The sequence below is a fragment of the Burkholderia sp. AU32262 genome (genome assembly GCF_020419985.1).
Classification (GTDB): domain Bacteria; phylum Pseudomonadota; class Gammaproteobacteria; order Burkholderiales; family Burkholderiaceae; genus Burkholderia; species Burkholderia semiarida.
On sequence record NZ_JAIZRS010000042.1, the window covers coordinates 14818 to 34805 of the forward strand.

6 protein-coding genes are annotated in these 19988 nt (G+C 68.4%); all 6 read left to right on the forward strand.

Annotation, left to right across the window (positions count from 1 at the left end; translation table 11 throughout):
* The first annotated feature begins 11 nt into the window (after positions 1–11).
* Entirely contained in the window at positions 12–1520 is a 1509-nt protein-coding gene (locus LGN10_RS31665) for an AMP-binding protein (RefSeq protein ID WP_226226095.1), read from the forward strand.
* Positions 1521–1587: 67 nt separating this feature from the next.
* Positions 1588–3861, forward strand: coding sequence for an AMP-binding protein (locus LGN10_RS31670; RefSeq protein ID WP_226226097.1), 2274 nt, complete (start codon positions 1588–1590; stop codon positions 3859–3861).
* Positions 3862–3908: 47 nt separating this feature from the next.
* On the forward strand, positions 3909–9518 hold the full coding sequence (locus tag LGN10_RS31675; protein ID WP_226226098.1) for a type I polyketide synthase: 5610 nt from the start codon (positions 3909–3911) through the stop codon (positions 9516–9518).
* Positions 9515–14182: a condensation domain-containing protein gene (locus LGN10_RS33775; protein ID WP_226226099.1), complete on the forward strand. Its 4668-nt coding sequence runs from the start codon at positions 9515–9517 to the stop codon at positions 14180–14182. The genes LGN10_RS31675 and LGN10_RS33775 overlap by 4 nt, the downstream gene beginning before the upstream one ends.
* A 57-nt stretch (positions 14183–14239) precedes the next feature.
* Complete coding sequence (locus LGN10_RS31685; protein ID WP_226226100.1) at positions 14240–18601, forward strand: thioester reductase domain-containing protein; 4362 nt, start codon at positions 14240–14242, stop codon at positions 18599–18601.
* A gap of 316 nt (positions 18602–18917) precedes the next feature.
* On the forward strand, positions 18918–19694 hold the full coding sequence (locus LGN10_RS31690) for a hypothetical protein (RefSeq protein ID WP_226226101.1): 777 nt from the start codon (positions 18918–18920) through the stop codon (positions 19692–19694).
* Positions 19695–19988 lie beyond the last annotated feature (294 nt).

Genomic DNA, 19988 nt, shown 5'->3' on the forward strand with positions numbered 1-19988 from the left:
GGAAAACGCCGATGATGACCTTCGATGATCTCGTCGCGCGTTTGCGCGGCAGCAGTCATACCCTGACCTTCGTCGACGACAAGGGCGCCGAAACCGTCCGGACCTTTCACGACTTGTTCGAGGACGTGCTCGCCACGGTCGAGCGTGGCAAGGCGATCGGCCTCGTACCGGGCGCGCGCGTCGGCATCGCGGCGCCGAACGGCTATCCGTGGATGGTGTGGGATCTCGCGTGCATCGAGCTCGGCTGCGTGTCGGTCGCTTTCCCGAACGACGGCCTGCCCGACACGTGCGGCGCGTTGATCGAGCGCTACCGGCTGAGCGCGCTGGCCGTCGACGCTCGATGGCTCGATGCCGCCGAGACGATCGGCGGGCGGATCGTGGACATCGATCCAGCCGGCCGCGGCGATTCGCACACGCGTATCGAGCCGGTGCGCGTCGAGCATGTGCCCGATACCCATTCGCTCGTGTTCAGTTCGGGCACGACGGGCCGGACCAAGGGGCTCGTGATGAGCCGCGGCGGCACCGCGCACCTGCTCGGTCTGTATGGCGACGCATTCGGCGTCGCGCCCGGCGAGCGATTTCTGACGTTCCTGCCGTTCGCGAACTATCAGCAACGGATGACGTACTACTTCTGCCTGTATCACGGGATCGATCTCGTGTCGGTGCCGTTCCACGGGCTCTTTCCGGGGCTCAAGCGGCACCGGCCGACGTTCGTGATCGCGCCGCCGGTGCTGTACGAGACGCTGCATACGCTGGCGCGCGCGGCTGCCGGGCCCGGCAGCGACGCATCGACGCTCGCCGAGCGGCTGAGCGCGCTGACCGGCGGCAACATCCGCTACATGGTCACCGGGATGGCGCCGATCAAGCGCGCAGCGCTCGATTTCTTCTGGGATTGCGGGATCGAGCTGTACGAGGCATTCGGGATCACCGAAGCCGGCATGGTCGCGTGGAACAAGCCGGGACAGGTGCGCGTCGGTACGGTCGGCCAGCCGGCCGAGCCCGGCAGCGTCTCGTTGCTGGAAGACGGCGAAGTCGTCGTCACGCGAAACGCCCTGCTGTCGCTCGGCTACTTCGATGCGCCGGAAGAGGATAGTCGCGCGACCTTCATCGCACCGAACGCGGTCGCGACCGGCGACATCGCCGAGTTCGACGGCGACGGTTTTTTGCGCGTCGTCGGCCGCAAGAAGGACGCGATCATCACGAGCAACGGCGAGAAATTCCATCCCGAGCCGATCGAAGCGCTGCTGTATCGCGATCCGCGTGTCGAAGTAGCCGTCGTGATGGCGGGCCCGCAGGCGGGGCTCAGTGTCGTGATCGCGACGCGCCGGCCGGACGATCCCGAAGTCACCGACGCGCTGCGCGAGCTCGTCCGTGCGGTCAACGGCACGCTGCCGGCACAACGGCAACTGGTGAAGGTGATTTTCACCGACCGCGCATTCGACGTCGAAAGCGGATTGCGCACGCGCAACCTCAAGCTCAATCGCCGCGCGATCGCGGACGCATTCCTGCGAGACGCGTGAGATCACACCCGTGCGCGGGCTGCCGCGGTCGCGCGGCGGCTCGTACGGACCTCATTCTGGACACACCATGACGACGCATCCGAATCCGAACGTGTTTCAGATGGAAGTCGAACCGACCTCCATCATCGAGACCCTCGCCCATCACACCGAGCGGGACCCCGATCGTGTCGCGCTGACCATCCTGCGCGACGGCGAAGCGATCGAAAGCGAAAGCACGTTCGGCGATCTGCATGCCGGCATGATGCGGGTTGCGCGCGGACTCGCGCAACTGACCGAGCCGGGCGCGCGCGTGCTGCTGCTGTTGCCGACGAGCGCCGAGTTCGTCTGCACCTTCTATGGATGTCTGGCATCGGGGCGCGTCGCCGTGCCCGCCTATCATCCGCAACAGGTACGCAAGGTCGCGCAATGGGCCAAGCTGCACGCGATTGCCGACAATTGCGGCGCGACGCTGATCGTCGCGCCGGCGACGTCGATCGCTACGCTCGAGACCCTGCGCACGACGCAGCAGCTTTTCACCGGCTGCCGGCTCGTCACGTACGAGGCGCTCGTCGAGGCGGGCGCGCGGGATACGTCGGCGTTGCCGCGCCTGCCGGCGTCGGACGATATCGCGTTCCTCCAATACACGTCCGGATCGACGGGCACGCCGAAGGGCGTGATGATCACGCACGGCAACATCATCGACAATCAACGGTCGATCGCCACGCTGATGCAGCATGACCGCGACACGCGCATGCTGTCGTGGCTGCCGCTCTATCACGACATGGGACTGTCCATGCCGTTGCAGCTCGCGTCGATCGGGCTGTCCGTCGTGCTGATGTCGCCCGTGGCGTTCGTCCAGCAGCCGGGCCGATGGTTACGCGCGATTTCCGCGCACCGTGCGACGACGTCCGGCGGGCCGAATTTCGCGTATGCGCTGGCCGCCGCCGCGCTCAACGGAACCGACGACGGGGCGCGGCTCGATCTGTCCAGCTGGCGCGTCGCCTTCTGCGGCGCGGAGCCGATTCATCGCCAGACCGTCACCGATTTCATCGACGCCGCACGCCCGCACGGCTTCGCGCCCGGATCGTTCTATCCGTGCTACGGGATGGCCGAGGCGACGCTGATCGTATCGGGCGTGCCGTGTGGCGAAGGCGCCTACTATCTGGACGTCGATAACGTGAAGCTCGCCGCGGGCATCGTCGAACCGGTTCGGCCCGGCGACGCGAACGCGAAGAGTCTCGTGTCGTGCGGCGGCACGCCGCCCGGCACCGAAATCCGGATCGCAGGCCCCGATGGCCGGCCGGTGGCCGACCCGAACGGTGTCGGCGAGATCTGGGTGCGCGGCGGCGCGATCGGCGTCGGCTACTACGGCAACCCGGAAGCGACACGCTCGACGTTCGGCGCGCTCTTCGACGACGAACCCGGCGCCGAACCCGACGCACGTCCGTTCCTGCGCACGGGCGACCTGGGCGCGATCGTCGACGGCCGCCTGTACGTGACCGGCCGCGTGAAGGACATGTTGATCGTTCGCGGGCGCAACCTGTATCCGCAGGATATCGAGGCGTGCGTGCAGGACGCCGTGCCGGCGTTGCGCCGCGGGTGTGGCGCCGCCGTATCGGTGCAGGCGGACGGGGATGAGAAGCTCGTGATCATCCAGGAAGTCGGTCGCACCGCGCGCCGGACGATGGATCTCGACGCAACGCTGCGCGCGATGGTGGTCGCGATCGGCGACGACTTCGGCGTCACGCCGCACGCGATCGTGCTGGTCGAACCGGCGACCATCGAAAAGACCTCCAGCGGCAAGATCGCGCGCGCGCTGTGTCGCCGTGCGTACCTGCAAGGCGAGTTGCGCGCCGTCGCCAGCTGGACCGACGGCGCCTATGCGAAGGATGCCGGCGCTTCGCGGGGCGGCGCGGTGACGCCGAGCGTTTCTCCGGCCTCGACCCTTTCCGGACCGATGCTGCTCGAGCGCAAGATCGCGGACCGGATCGTACGGATCGTCGCCGAGCGGCTCAGGATCGCCGAGACGCAGGTGTCGCGCACGGCCGCATGGGTCGAGATGGGTTTCGATTCGATGAGCGCGCTCCAGTTTTCGTTGAAGGTGCAGCACGCGATCGGGCTGACGTTCGACGCGGCCGTGCTTTGGGACTGTTCGAACGTCGAGCAGCTTGCGGCGCACCTGGCGCGGATGCAGGGCGCGGCGGATGCGTTGCGATCGAGCGACGCGCCCGCGTCGGCCGCCCCGCACGCGCGTTCCGCGCCGGTCGACGGCGGCGCCGAGGCGTCGCACACCGCGGAGCAGCTTGCGGCGCTCTCCGACGAGCAGGCCGAAGCGCTACTGCTCAAAGCGCTGCAGCGCTGAGCGCATCCCCCGGCAGTCCCGTTCCGCGAACGTCTGGAGTTGTACACATGATCGAGTCCAATCGGGCGCCTGCCGCGCCCCTTACCCCCGTGAAGCAGGCGCTGCTGAAGATAGACGCGCTGCAACGCGAACTGGCGCAGGCGCGCAGCGCGATGAACGAGCCGATCGCCATCGTCGGCATGGGCTGCCGCCTGCCCGGCGGCGCGGATTCCGCCGACGCGCTCTGGTCGATGCTCGCGGCCGGCACCGACGCCGTCGGCCCCGTGCCGGCCGACCGATGGACCGATGCGGTCTACGATCCGCGGCCGGGCCGTCGCGACACGAGCTACAGCAGGCATGGCGGGTTCATCGACGACGTCGATCGTTTCGATGCGGGATTCTTCGGCGTGTCGGAGCGCGAGGCCCCGCACATCGATCCGCAGCAGCGGCTGCTGCTCGAATGCACGTGGCGTGCACTCGAGGACGCCGGCTTTTCGCGAGAAACGATCGCGTCGTACCGAACCGGCGTGTTCGTCGGCTCGTCGGTCGACGACTACGCGCGTGTCAGCGAGAGCGTGTCGGGCGACGCGCTCAGCTATGCGCAGACGTCGCTCGGGACCGCGCGGCCCTTCGCGGCCGGACGCATTTCCTATCTGTTCGGATTTCATGGCCCGGCGCTGCATCTCGACACCGCGTGCTCGTCGTCGCTCGTCGCCGTTCATCTGGCGTGCCACAGCCTGCGCACCCGCGAGTCCGATGTCGCATTCGCGGGCGGCGTCAACCTGATGCTGTCGCCGGAGATGACGATCGCGCTGAGCGAGCTTCAGGCGCTGTCGCCGAGCGGTCGCTGCCGGACCTTCGACGCGGCCGCCGACGGCTACGTGCGCGGCGAAGGCTGCGGCGTCGTCACGCTGATGCGGCTGTCCGATGCGCGCGCGCAGGGCAGGCCGATCCGGGCGGTGATCCGCGGCTCCGCCGTCAATCACGACGGGCGCAGCAACGGGATGACGGCGCCGAACGGCCGTGCGCAACGCGACGTGATCCGCGAGGCGCTCGAGCACGCCGGCGTATCGCCGGCCGACGTCGACTACGTCGAGGCGCACGGCACCGGCACGCCGCTCGGCGATCCGATCGAGCTGCGTGCGCTCGAGGACGTGTACTGCCGAGATGCGAATCGCAGCGGCGACCTGTACGTCGGCAGCATCAAGACGAATATCGGGCACCTCGAGTCGGCCGCCGCGGTCGCCGGGCTGATGAAGGTCGTTTGCGCGCTGCAAAAGGGCGAACTGCCGCGGCACCTGCATTTCGATACGCCGACCGCGCACGTCGACTGGCATGCCAACCGCATTCGCGTCGCGACCGAGCATGCGGCATGGCCGTCGTCGCGACCGGGCCGGCGCGTGGCGGCGATCAGCTCGTTCGGCATGAGCGGCACGAACGCGCATCTGATCGTCGAGGCGTGGGAGGAGGCGCGCGCTGCGGAACCCGATGCGGACGTCGCGCCAGCCGGGCACGCGCGTCACGACATCTGGCCGTTGTCCGCACACACGGCGCCGATGCTGAAGCAGACCATCGAAGACTGCGCGGCGCACGTGCGGGCACACGCATCGTTGGCGCCCGACGCGGTCGCCAGCGCGCTGCGCGTCGCGCGCGACAGTCATCGGCATCGCGTGGCGATCGTCGCGGATTCTCGCGACGCGCTGCTCGATGCGCTGTCGGACGCGGCGCGGGCCACGGCCGTCTTGGGCGGGCAGCCCGGCGGCGCGCGCGACCGCCTTGCGTTCCTGTTTACCGGCCAGGGCGCGCAGCGCGCCGGGATGGCTCGGCAGCTCTATCGGGACTTCGCGCCGTTTCGAGACGTATTCGACGCGTGCGACGGTCATATCGAGGCGCAAGGAGAACTGTCGCTCGCGGATGTGCTGTGGGGCGACCATCAGGACCGGATAGACGATACGCGTCACACGCAGCCCGCGATGTTCGCGCTCGAAGTCGCGCTCGCGCGCTTGTGGATGCACTGGGGCGTCGTGCCCGACGTCGTGATGGGCCACAGCATCGGCGAGTACGCGGCTGCGTGCATCGCCGGCGTGTTCTCGATCGAGGACGGCTGCCGCCTCGTGGCGGCGCGCGGGCGCTTGATGGATACGCTCACCGCGCCGGGCCGCGCGCTCGCGGTGTTCGCCAGCGTGCGTCACGTCGCCGATGCCGTGCGCGACTACCCCGGACGGGTCGCGATCGCCGCGGACAACGCACCGGAGAGCGTGCTGGTGTCGGGCGACCCGGACGCCATCGAATCGATCGCGCGGCTGTTCGCGTCGCGCGGCATCGCGACGAAGGCGCTGGCGGCATCGCGCGCATTCCATTCGCCGCTGATGGAGCCGATGCTGGCCGAATTCGGCGCGGTCGCCGCGACCGTGCGGTATCGCGCGCCGGCGATTCCGATCGTGTCCAACGTGACGGGGCGATTCGAGGTCGAGCGCCTGTGCGACCCCGCGTACTGGGTCGAGCATGTCCGGGCCACGGTGGCCTTCCGCGCGGGTGTCGGCGCGCTCCTCGACGACAAGGTGACGACGCTCGTCGAGATCGGGCCCGGCAAGACGCTTTCGAGCCTCGTCACCGCATGCATGGCGGAGCGGGCAGACCGTGACAACGTGATCGCGCTGCCGTCGATGAACAGCGACGGGCGCGAGACCGAGCAGTTGTTGCGCGCATTGGGCCATGTCTACATGTGCGGCCGTCGTGTCGACTGGCACGCATACGAGCACTCCCGCACCGGTGTGCCGATGCGGCAGGCCGCGCGCCGCGGCGTGCTGCCGCCGTACCCGCTCGAAGCATCCCGTTACTGGGTGAATGCGCGGGAGCCGGCGCAGCGGGCGCACGTGCTGACGCGCGCGGCCGACCTGCGTCGGGCCGCCGATCGCGGCGTGCTGGGCCGGCGCCTCGCGATCCCGGGATCGGACCCGCGTCGCTACGAGAGCCAGGTGTCCGATCGGCATCTGCCGTTTCTGGGCGGGCACCGGGTGCACGGGCAACTCGTTTTCCCGGCGGCAGGGTTCGTCGAGGCGCTGCTCGATGCCGCATCGCGACGCGATGGCGCCGACGCGGCATCCGCGGCCGGCCGCTGGCTCGTCGCGCAAGCGGTGTCGTTCGATCACGCGCTCACGCTGGAGCCGGGCAAGGCGGTGACATTCGGCACCGTCGTGCACGCGGCCGGTGCCGAACAGCCGGGCGACGAAGGCGCGCGGATCGACATTCATGCGTGTCACGACACGGCCGCCGCCGAGCCCGAATGGACGCTGCAATGCGCCGCGCGGATCGGGACGGCGCACGTCGTCCCCGACGTGCCGGCGCTCGACGCATGGCGCGCGCAATGCCGCGACGCGTTGCCCGTCGACGGCTTCTACGCGCGCTTGCATGCGACCGGCCTCGCGTATGGCGGCGCGTTTCGCTCGATTCGCGCGCTGTCGCGAGGCGGCGATGCGGCGCTGGTCCGAATCGACATGGAGCCGGATGGCACGGACGACCTCGTCCGCATCGTTCATCCGGCGCTGCTCGACAATGCGTTTCAGGCCGTCGCGGGCGCGCTGTGGGATGCGGAGCTGAACACCGCCTTCGTGCCGATCGGCATCGAACGGATCGCCTGCTTGCCGATGCCCGGCGTGCGGGCGGCGTGGTGCGCGGTGCGAGCCCGGGTGAAGCGAAGCCTGGCCACCGCGGATCTCTGGTTATACGACGACGCGGGCTGCTGCGTCGCCGTCGTCTCCGGACTGCGGCTGATGGCCGTCGACCCGCGCCGATTTCAACCGGCCGCGCGGCCTGTCGCGCTGAACACGCTCGTCTGGCGCCCGCTTGCGCTCACGCATGAAGCGGCCGGCGCACGCGCGAACGTCGTGCTGATCGGCAACGGTTCCGCGCTGGATGCGATGCTGCCGCGTGCATGTGAAGGCGCCGGCGACGCATGTGCGATCGCGGCGCTGCCGGCCAACGACCCGTTCGATGGAGAGGACGGCGCCCGGCGCATTCGCGCCGCGCTCGACGAGGCGCTCGCAGGCCTGGATGCGCGACCCACCGTGCTGCTCTACACGTGGCCGTCAATCGACGATGCGACATCGGAAGACGAGCTCGCCGCTGTCGGCGCGGCTTACCGGCGCTTCGCGAACGTCTGGCGCGAAGTGCAGTCGGCCGGCTGGCCGGAGGGCCCGCCGACCGTATGCATCGTGACCCAGGCGGCGCAGCGCGTGCCGGGTATCGACGTGCGCGTGTCGCCGTTTCAGGCGGCCGCCTGGGGCATCGCCCGCAGCCTGATGCACGAGAGCGGCGACATGCCGGTGTTGGCGGTCGATCTGCCGGCGCCGGATGCGACGTCGTGCGCGAGCGCGCTGGCTGCGCTGGCGGGCGCCGCGCAGAGCGGCGAGACGCAGTTCGTGTCGCATGGCGACGCCGTATACGTCCCGCGGCTCGTCGCACGCGACGCCGGCGCGGCGCAATCGCTCGCGCGCGGCGCCTATCTGGTGACGGGCGGGCGCGGTGCGATCGGCACGCGGGTGATCGAGCAGTTGATCCGCAACGGCGTGCCGAAGATCGTGTCGGCCAGCCGTCAGTTGCCCGCCGACAGCGAACGCGCACGGCTGGCCTCGATCGCCGATGCGCACGGCACGATCGTCGAATTCGTGGCGGCCGACGTTGCCGCGGCCGCCGACGTGCACGCGCTCGTCCATGCGCTCGAGGTGGATTCCGCGCATCCGCTCGTGGGCGTCCTGCATGCGGCGGGCATGCTGGATGACGGCCTGCTTGCCACCCAGCCGATGACCGACGTATTGAAGGTGCTCGCGCCGAAAGTCGCGGGAACGTTGAATCTGCATCGCGCGACCGCGCATCTGCCGCTGCGGCACTTCGTGTCGTTTTCGTCGATCGTGGCCTGCATCGGCTCGCCGGGACAATGTGCGTACGCCGCCGCGAACGCCTACGTGGACGCGCTGACGGCGTTGCGCAACCAGGACGGCCTGCCCGGACACACGATGAACTGGGGCCTGTGGGGCGGCAACGGGATGGTCGATCAGCTCGACGCGCGGCAACTGCGCCGCATCGCATCGTTCGGCCTCGAGCCGATCGAGCCGGACGTCGCCTTGCGCCTGTTCGACACGCTGGTGGCCGAGCCCGACGGGCAGACGCAGATCTGGAGCGTGGACGTCGATACGTTGATCAAGCGCAGCCCGAGCCGGGCGATGGGGACGCTGTTGTCCGCGCTCGTGCCGCCGGCGCCGCCGGCGAATCGCCCGGCCGGTGCCGGCCCCGACTTGCGCGAGCGCATGGCGGGGTTGCCGGACGACGCGCGCATGCAGGTGCTGCGCGGATACCTGACCGATGCGATCGCCGCGACCCTGCATACGTCGACCGAGCGGATCGCGCCGGATATCCCGCTGATCGAGCTCGGGCTCGATTCGCTGATGGCCGCGGAATTCCGCAATGCATTGCGCGGCGAGCTGGGCGTCGACGTCCCGTTCGGACGATTGCTCGAAGGCGCGACCATCGACGACGTCGTGCGCACCATCGTGGCGACGCTCGATCGCGGCGAGCCGCGGGCGCTCGATGGCCCATCGCCGCCGCGCGCCGCGGACCGGATCGACGTGGTGTCGGCAGAAGCGACGTTCGGCGTGGAAATGGAAGGAGGAGAGCTGTGAGCTCGATCGAATTCATCAACGAACTGGCCGGGCGCGGAATCGAGCTGTGGACCCAGGACGGCAAGCTGCAATACAAGGCGCCGAAGGGCGCCGTGACACCTTCGCTCGTCGACGAGCTGAAGACCCACAAGGCGACGCTCATCGCGCTGCTCGAGCAGTTTGCGGGAACGGCGGGCACCTACCCGCTTTCGTTTGCGCAGAAGTCGCTCTGGTCGCTGCATCAGCTCAATCCCGACAGCGCGGCATACAACGTGACATACGCAACGCGCCTCGACGACGACGTCGACCTATCCACGCTGCGCCGCTGCGTCGACTATCTGATCGCACGCCACCCGATCCTGCGCACCGCGTACCGCGTGATCGACGGCGAGCCGCGTCAGCAGGTAGGGTCGCAAGCGCGCGCCCAGTTCTCGGTCGATCGCGTGTTCGTGGCCGACGAAGCCGCCATCCGCCGGTGGATCGACGAAGAATCGAATCGCCCGTTCGACCTGACGCAGTCGCCGATCCGCCTCAAGCTGCTGCTGAACGAGCACGACGGCGCCGACGCGATTCGCGTGGTGCTGCTGTTGAACGTTCACCACATCGCCGCCGATTTCTGGTCGCTCGAGATCCTGCTCAACGAGCTGCGCGCGCTTTACCGGCTCGCCTGCGCGGGGGAGCCGCTGAAATTGCCGCCGCTGCCGGTGCAGTACAAGGATTGTGTCGAACACGAGCGCGCGCGGCTCGACGGGGCGGACGGCGAGCATCTCGCGGCGTTCTGGCGGCGTGAGCTGGCACACGGATTTCCGGTGTTGAGCCTGGCGACCGACCGGTTGCGCCCGCCGCGCAAAACCGAGCATGGCCGCGTCTACGACCGGCCGCTCGGAGTGGCGCTTTCGCATCAGGTGCGCGACACGGCCAGGCTGCTGCGGGTGACACCGTACATGCTGCTGCTCGCGGTCTACCAACTGCATCTTCACCTTCATACCGGGCAGGCGCGATTGATGATCGGCGCACCGACTTCCGGGCGCAATGCGCCGGGCAGCGAAAGCGTGGTCGGTCATTTCGTGAACACGGTCGTGCTCGCGTGCGAAGTCCGGCCCGACGATTCGTTCGACGCGCTGCTGCGACGCACGCGCGACATGATGCTGCGCGTGCTCGATCACCAGGATTATCCGTTTCCGCTGCTGGTCGATGCACTGCGTCCGGCGCGCGATCCGAGCCGATCGCCGATCTACCAGGTGATGTACAACTGGAACCAGGCTCGCGGCGATTTCGCGGCCGAAGGCGGCAGCGGCGCGCCGTTCTATCGCGAACGCCTCGCCGCATCGAGCACCGGTACGCGTGGCGCGACACACGACCTGACGCTCAACGTGCAGGATCTCGGCGACGACTATCTGACCGCCTGGACGTTCAATACGGATCTGTTCGACATCGGAACGATCGAGCGATTCGCGAGCCAGTATGCGCACCTCGTGGGACAGGTGGTGGCCGACGCGAGCCGTCCTTTGCACCAGTACGCGCTCGCGGCCGAGCCTGTCGACGATGCGCGAAACCGCATTGCCGCGGCCGATGCGTTCGTCGGCCGCGTGGGTTGCGCCGAATCCGATATGACGCAGGATGCATCGCGCGTGGTCTGGCAATTCGACGATCGCGCGATCCGCCACGGTGAGATTCGCGATGCCGTGCGCGCCGTTCGTGCACAACTGGATGCCGCCGGGATCGGTGTCGGCAAGCGCGTCGAGCTCCGGATGCGCAGTGTTGCCGAGCGCGCGGTCGCGTTGCTCGCCATCCGCGCCGTCGGCGCGTGCCATACCGTGTCGGGCGACACGGCCGACGCCGTGTGCCGCGGGCGTGGCGACGGCTGGTCCGGGTGGGAGATCGACGCGATCGACGTGGTGCATGAGCGCGATGTCGCCGCGCGTGGCGACGGCGTTGCCGCGGGCGAAGCGTCGGCGGTCGAGCCGCTGCTCGACTATGTCGGTCAATTGCTCCATCTCGACGCCCACGCAACGGTGCTCGTTCCGCATGGCGCGCATGGCGGGCTGTCGGCAGCGGCGCTGGCCCGGGCCGTGGTGGTCGGCGGCGCGGCGCGACTGTCCGGGCGGGCGTCGATCGAAGCGCTTGCTTCCGGCGATCCGGCGGTCGCGAAGATCGCGTACGCCGAACTCGACCGCTTGCTCGCGGACGGCCCGTCGCTCATCCTGCCGTCGCTTCTGTTGCAGCGTGCCGATGTTGCCGGCATCGGGCGAGCACGCGCGCTCGTGGCTTACGGCGAGCATCCGCACCCGTTGACGTCGTTCGCCGCAACCAGCCGGGCACCCACAGCGGCGTACTTCGTCCCGGTGCGGTGCGCGGACGCCGGTTCGGCGCTGTGCGCGTTCGCGGCGGGGCCGGCAGGCTGGCAATTGCTGGCGCCGTCGTATCCGGGGCGCATTGCGTTCGCGCTCGGCGCGTCCGGTACGTTCGCCGACGATCGTCAGGCCGGAACACTGCATTTCTTCGACGGCGCGTCCGTCCGCGCGTCGGTTGGGGGAGCTTCAGTCGAAACCGCGCCACCGGACCGGATGCTGATACCCACCGGCGTGCCGGTCGTCCGCCGCGGCGACGCCCTGCTGTGCGCGGATCCTTCGCTACGGGTCGCGCATCACCGGCCCGTGCCTATCGCGATCGGCACTGTCGAGCAGGCCATCTCCGCGGTCCCCGGCGTGGCCGCCGTCGCATGCGCGTGCGTCGTTCAGGACACACAGGAAATGCTGGTCGCCTATCTCGTCGCGGATGATGGCCACGCGGATGCGCATGCACTCGAAAACGCGGTTCGTTCGGCATTGAAGCATGCGTTGCCGGATTCGATGCACCCTGACGCGATCATGGTGCTCGACCGGCTGCCGCTCGACGCGGGCGGCGCACTCGATGCAAGCGTGCTTCCGCCGCCTCGCGCGCGCGAGCGGGCCGACCGTAGCGCGTCGACCGACATCGAACGCAAACTCGCCACGATCTGGGCCGACGTTCTCGGCCAGCCTTCGGTCGGCGTCGATCAGGACTTCTTCGAATTGGGCGGCGATTCGATTCTCGCCGCGGTCATCGTATCGCGGGCCGCGCTCGACGGCATGTACTTGAAGCCGCAGGACATCTTCCTGCATACGACCGTGGCGGGTCTGGCGACGGTGGTGCGCGAGACGCCGGGTCTCGACGTCGATCAGGGGCCCGTGCATGGCGAGACGGTGCTCGGTCCGGCGGCGCAATGGTTCGTCGAGCGCGTCGACGTCGATCGGTCGCACTTCAACCAAGCGCTGCTCGTTCCGCTCGGGGAGACGCCCGACGCGAACATCATGGCCGAGGCGCTCCGCGTCGTCGTGCGCCATCACGACGTGCTGCGCTCGCGTTTCGTCGCGCACGGCGACGGGATGCGGCACGCGTTTGCCGGCGACAGCGGCGCCGAGACCGTCGATTTTGCGATCGTTCCGTGTATCGACTCGGCCGGCCGGCATTGCGAACGCACGTGGCGCGCGGCGATCGACGCGGCGCAGAGCGGCCTCGACCTCGAGGGCGGCCGGCTCATGGCGGTCAGGTGGCTCGAAAGCACCGGCGTGTCGAGCAGCCGGCTACTGATCGTCGTCCATCACATGGCGATCGACGGCGTGTCCTGGAGCATCCTGCTGCAGGATCTGGCCGATTGCTATCTGCGGCTGCGTGCCCGCACGGCGGCGGCGTTGCCGCCGAAGACGACCTCCGTGAAGGCATGGGTCGACCAGTGGCTTGCCCTGGCGCAGGGCGATGCGCTCGACGACGATCGTCGCTACTGGCGAAGCGTGAACGCACGGGTGCGCGACGTGCTGGCCGGGCCGAAGCGAGTCGCGCTGATGCGTCACGGGCTGACCTCGATCGTTCAGCATGCTTATCAGGAATCGTCGCTCAGTTGCGCGATCACGCTCGATGCGGATCTGACGCACGCGTTCCGAACCACGGCGCCGCGTGCCTATGGAACCGACGCCAACGATCTGCTCATTGCCGCGCTGCACGCGGGCTTTCATGCATGGAGCGGCTGCGACGCGCTGCTGGTGGACGTCGAGGGGCACGGCCGGGACGCACTCGGCGACGCGGTCGACCTGAGCCGCACGATCGGCTGGTTCACGTCGATCTATCCGGTACTGATCGACACGCCGGCTACGGTCGCGGATCCGTCGACGCTCATCAAGTCGGTCAAGGCACGACTGCGCGAGGTGCCGCGCAAGGGCGCGAGCTATGGCGTGCTCCGCTATCTCGACACGAAGCCGCAGGCTGGCGACGAGGCGCTGACGTCGTTTCCGCGGGCGCCGATCCTGTTTACCTACCTCGGTCAACTGGAGCAATTGTCGGGGCCGTCGTCGCCGTTGTACGGCGGGCCGCCCGAACCGGCGCCCGGCATCCGCAGCCCGCGCCAGCGGCGCACGCACCTGCTGGACATCGTCGCGTACGTGTCGCGTGGCAGGCTGACCGTGGAGGCCGGCTTCTTCGGGGTGCCGGGCGTCGACGAGAGCATCGGCTGCCTCATGTGCCGCGTCGAGGAGGCGCTGACGACGCTGATTCGTCATTGCAGCGCCGACGGAGCGGGCGGCCTGACACCCGACGACGTTCCTCAACTCGATGTCGATCAGGATGCGCTTGACGCGCTGTTGAATGAAATCGACGCACTCGAGCGCTGAACGAGGCGGCGCGCGATACCGCGCGTTCGTCGAGCATGACCGCAACAGGAACTCAGGATGACCCGAAACGTCGACACGATTTACCCGCTCACGCCTCTTCAGCGAGGCATGCTCCACCATTCGCGACTCGATCCGGCCTCCGGCGTCTACGTCGAGCAATTTTCCTGCGTGTTGCACGGCTCGCTGGACCTCGAGCGATTCCACGGCGCGTGGGAGACGGTCGTGCATCGCCACGACACACTCAAGACGTTGTTCATTCGCCTGCATGAAGAGCAACCGTTGCAGGTCGTCCGGCATACGGTCGGATTGCCGTTCGAGGTGATCGACTGGCGCGATCGGGCGGCCGACGAGCAAGCCGAGCGATTCGAACAGTTGCTGGCAAGCGATCGTGCGCGCGGCTTCGATTTCAGCGTCGCGCCGCTGATGCGCGTCACGCTGATCCAGCTCGGTCGCGAGCGGCATCGATTCCTCTGGACCTATCACCACGCGATCCTCGACGGCTGGTCGATGCCCTTGCTGCTCGGCGAGGTCTTTCAGCGTTATTCACGCCCCGACGCACCGCTTCCAGCGATCGCGCGCGACTATCGCGACTACGTTGCGTGGCTGCGCACACGGGATGGCGACGGTTCGCTCGACTATTGGCGCGATCTGTTGCGCGGCTATCGCACGCCGGCGGGATTCGCGCCGTCGGTATTTCCGGCGCCGGCAAGCGATGCCGCAGCCGGCGCCGAGGCGCGCCGCACGCGCTCGACGCGGGTCGAGACGATGCCGGCCGAATGGATGGAGACGGCCGGCCGGGCATGCCGCGTCGCCCGCGTGACGCTCAATACGCTGTGCCAGGGGGCGTGGGCGATGCTGCTCGCGCGCTACGGCGGCTGCAACGACGTCGTCGGCGGCATCGTCGTATCGGGGCGTGCCGCGGAGGTGGACGGCATCGAACGCATGGCCGGCTTGTTCATCAACACGCTTCCGTGGCGCGCGACGCTCGACGGCGAGCTCGATATGGCCGACTGGTTGCGACGCTTGCAGGCCGATACGCAACGGCTGGAACAGCATGCGCACAGCGCACTCACCGACGTATTGAAATGCAGCGAAGTGCCGCGCCAGCAATCGCTCTTCGACACGCTCTACGTATTCGAAAATTACCCGGGCCGCGATGCGTTCGATCGGCTCGCCGCGAGTTGCGGGTGGCGGATCGACGACCCGCGTGCCGTCGAGGAAACGAGTTACGCATTGGCGCTCGTCGTATTGCCGACGGATACGCTGACGTTCCAGTTGACCTACGATACGGCCCGATTCGATGCGGCGTTCATTGAGCGCATGGCTGCGCAATACCGCGGGCTACTTCAAATGCTGGTCGGCGCGACCCCGCGCAAAGTGGGCGATCTCGTGCTCGATGCAGGATCGTCGACGGGGGCCGGCAGGGCGTCCGACGCGTCCGAACATGCGTCGATCGGCGGCGCGACGTTGTCGGCGCGGATTGCCGCGCATGCCGCTCGCGCGCCGGACCAAATCGCCTTTTCCCGGCTGGACGCCCGCCATTCGCCGGTCGGCGCGCACGGCGTCACCTATGGAATGATCGCCGATCGCGTGCAGCGCGCCGTTCGCCAATGGCGGCGTTTCGGCTATCGGCCGGGCGAGCGCGTGCTGATCGCATGCGACGACCCCGTCTCCGGGCTGGTGTTGCTGCTGTCCGGGCTGACGTATGGCGTCGATTGCGTGATGACCGACCCGAACCTGCCGTCGTCCGCGTTCGATGCGGTCGTCGATGGCGGTTGGTCGCCGGAACCGCTGCGAAGCTGCGTGACGACCGCGCAGCATACGCCGTTGACCGGTGTCATGTGTTACGTCTTCGACGAACACGATCCGATGTACGGGCAAATCGACGGTACGCGCGACGATCATTCGGATCCGGGGCAGGGCGCCTGTTCGTTGCTGCGGCGCGATGTCGATGGCGACTGGCGCGTCATCCGTTATACGCACGCACGACTGATCGAAGCCGCGCGCGCGTTCGAACGGACGTTACCGGGCGGCACGTCGCGCGATGTCGCGTTGGGCGAGGGGCCGCTGTCCCATACGGCGTTGTGGGCGGTACTGGGCGCGCTGAGCGCCGGATTGTCGGTGCATCAGCTCGCAAGCGCCGGCGATCCCGCGTTTCTGCCGCGAGCGGCGTCTCCGGATGCGCACTGGCACGGTATCGTCCTGAGTCCGGAGGCGACGCGTCACATCGTCCGCGCATCCTCCGCCCTGTCGGCCGGCGCGCTTCGCACCGACTGGATCATGGCCGACGCACGCTCGCTGACGCGTGCGGACGCCGCGCGACTCGCCGAGCTCGCGCCCCGCGCGCAACGCTTCCGGCAATTGTGCTGGCCTGCGTGGTCGCTTCCGCATGCGGTTTCATCGGCCGACGAATTCGATCGCTTCGAATCGGGCGTGGTGTCCGCGGATGAATCGGTGTTCGTCGCCGACACCCATCTGAACCGGGCCGGTACGGACGCGCTCGGTACGCTCGTCGTCTCGGGGCATTCGGTACCCGATCTGATGTTGCGCAACGGCAAGCCGGACCGTGGCAGCCTGACCGTCACGCGCGACGGTACCTGGCTGCGCACGACGCTTGGCGCGTGGCGGACGGAGCGCGGCTGTCATACGTGGCTGCCCGACCGGAGCGCATGTTCCGAGGAATGGACGGCGGACTGGCTGGATGTCGAAGCCGACATTGCACGGCGCGCGGGTGTCGACGAGGTCGCGCTCGTGGAGCGGATCGCCGAAAGCGGAGAATGGGACTATGCGCTGTTTCATCAGGACGCGACGGCCGACGCCGCGGACATCGCGCGCCGGCTGGCCGGACAGCGCGGCGTGCCGGCACTGTCGGCCGGCGCGATCGTCGCGCTCGCCGCTTTGCCGCGTTCCGCGACAGGAAGGATCGACCGCGTCCGGCTCCTGTCAGGCGACGTCGAGGTGCGCAAGCACGATCGCCATGCGGCGCCTCGCGACATGGTGGAAACGGCGATTCACGAAATCTGGTGCGGGTTGCTCAAGCAGCAACGCATCGGCATTCACGACAATTACTTCGATCTCGGCGGGGATTCGCTGCAGGCAACCGTGATGCTGTATCAGATCGGCGAGCGGCTTCAGCATGCGATCGACATGGAAACGCTGCTCGCCGCGCCGACGATCGCCGGTCTGGCTGCCAGTATCGCGAACGGCAATGTGCGTCGCGATACGGCGATCGTCGATTTGCCGGGTGAAGCCCGGCTCGACCCGGCAATCGAGACACGGCAGCCGTATTCGTGGCGCCCTTATCGCACGGTGCTGCTCACCGGCGCGACGGGATTCCTGGGCGTGCACCTGCTTCATACGCTGCTCGCGACGACCGACGCACGCGTGATGTGCCTGGTTCGCGCCGACGAGCCAGCGGCGGGCGTACGGCGCATCGAGGCCGCGATGCAGTCGCATGGCTTGTGGGAAGCGCGGCACCGCGATCGGATCGTCGCCGTGCCGGGTGACCTTGCCGAGCCGAACCTCGGTTTGTCGGCGGCGGTATTCGACGCGCTCGCCGCTGAAATCGACGCGATCTACCACAACGGGGCGTTGGTCAACTTCGTTTATCCGTACGCGACGCTGAAGCAGGTCAACGTGCTGGCGACCCAGGACATCGTCAGGCTGGCGAGCCTGCATCGAGTGGCGCCGATTCACTACGTGTCCACCGTCGGCACGCTCGACCGTTATTCGGATGCGTTGCCGGAAGCGCTCGCCGTGCCGTTCCACGAACACCTGACGAGTGGCTACGAACAGAGCAAATGGGTCGCCGAGCAATTGCTCGCGCAGGCGCACGCGCGCGGCGTTCCCGTCACGGTATATCGTCCGGCGCGGATCGTCGGGCACGCCGGGAGCGGGCGGATGAACCTGGACGACCTGTTCTGCCGATTGATCAAGGGCATCATCGTGTTTGGAAAGGCGCCGCGCGACGTCGGGTTCGACAACATCCTTCCGGTCGACGTTGTCAGCCGGATCATCGTACGCGCGTCGCTCGACCCGACCGCCGCGGGGCAGGGCGTGCATGTGATCAACCCGCGCTGGAACTCGCTCGACGCACTGGTCGATTTCATCGAGGACGAAGGGTTCGCGATCGAACGCATGAGCTACGACGCGTGGCTCGCGGCGCTGGCGGAACATGTCCGGCAGGACCCGGCGCATCCGCTTTCGATGCTGATCCCGGTCCTCAGAAAACTGAACCCCGTTGCGGATCCGACGGTCGGGCGCATTCTTCCGATCGACGTCACCCAACTGAAGCGGCTCGCGGGTGACGTGCTCGCATCGAGCCTGCGTCCGGCAAACGACTGGTTGCGTACGTTCTTCGACTACTTTTACGAAGACGGTTTTCTCGAGCGCCCGCATGAAAGGCTGGCCACCGCATGACGGCCGGCTCGCCGGCGCGGCCGGGCGCAAGACGATAAGTTGAAGCCGGCGCCGTCGGGCCGCGACGAGCGATCCTCGTCGAATGGTGCGTGCCGGGAAGTATTGCATTCGATCCATCCCCGGATCGGGGCGCCCCCCCTGCCCAATGCCCGCGCGCCATGCTTAAATAGCAGGGCTCCCCGACAGCCGGCCGCCGCGATGGCGGCGCCGGCCGGCACGGGCCGGCATGTCCGATCGACACCGTGACGACAGACGATACGAAAACGCCGTTCCGGCCCGCCCGGCGCGGTCCGATAACATTCCGAGGCATCACGTCATGACCCTCCTGTTCCGTCTGCTCGCGCTCGCCTGCGCGCTCTGGCTGGCCGCCTGCGCGGCCCCGCCGCCGTCTGCGCCATCCTCCAGCGCCGCCGCGCCGGCCGCCGCACCGGACGCCGGCGAACGCCGCGGGCTCGGTACCGCGTGGGGCGAATCGGTGCGATCCGAAACCCGGCAGGTCGAATTCGAACGCGCGGATCCGGCGAATCCGACGGATCTCGCGTCGGTCTACTACAACGACGTGCTGCCCGGCCATCTTTCCGCGTCGCAGGTGCGCCGGCTGCCGACCCGCGTCGCGCTCGCGAACGGCGACATCGCGTTGTCGTTTACCGACGAGAAGGGCGCGCCGTTGCGTCTCGCGCGCAGCAACGGCCGCTGGCACATGGCGGGCGTCGAGGGCTCGCGCTATATGATCGTGTTGCGCAACCAGGGGCACCGCGCGTTCGAAGTCGTGTCGACGGTCGACGGGCTCGATGTGCGGTCGGGGCGGCCGGGCAGCTATACGAACGGCGGCTACGTGCTGTATCCGGGCCGTACGCTGACGATCGAAGGCTTTCGCAAGAGCCGCGACGAAGTCGCCGCGTTCCGCTTTGCGGCCGTGCCCGACAGCTATGTCGCGAACGCGAAGTACGGTGATGTCGCGAACGTCGGCGTGATCGGCGTCGCGCTGTTCGCGCAGAAGGAAAACGACGAGGACGCGCTGCGCCGCAATGCGAATCCGTTTCCCGGCAACGACAACGGCTATGCGCCGCCGCCCGTTCCGCGCGGCGAGTAACGGCATGTAGCCGGGCGCCCGCGGGGCATCGCGCTGCCCGCGGGCGATTCCGTGGGTTTTCCTGCCGCCCGTTCCATGCCGTGCCGTTACCGTTTCGCTTCGCTCGAAACACGATCCGAAGCGCAATCGCCCCTACCGCACGATTGCGCGGCCACCGTTTCGTGAGCGGCCCGTTCCACGGCGCGCGGTTTTGCCGTCGCCCGCCCGTGCTGCGGCACAATGTCGGTTCGTGCCGGTATCGCGTGCTTGCCCACCATCCGGACCGACGCGGAACGGCATATCGCGACCCGCTTT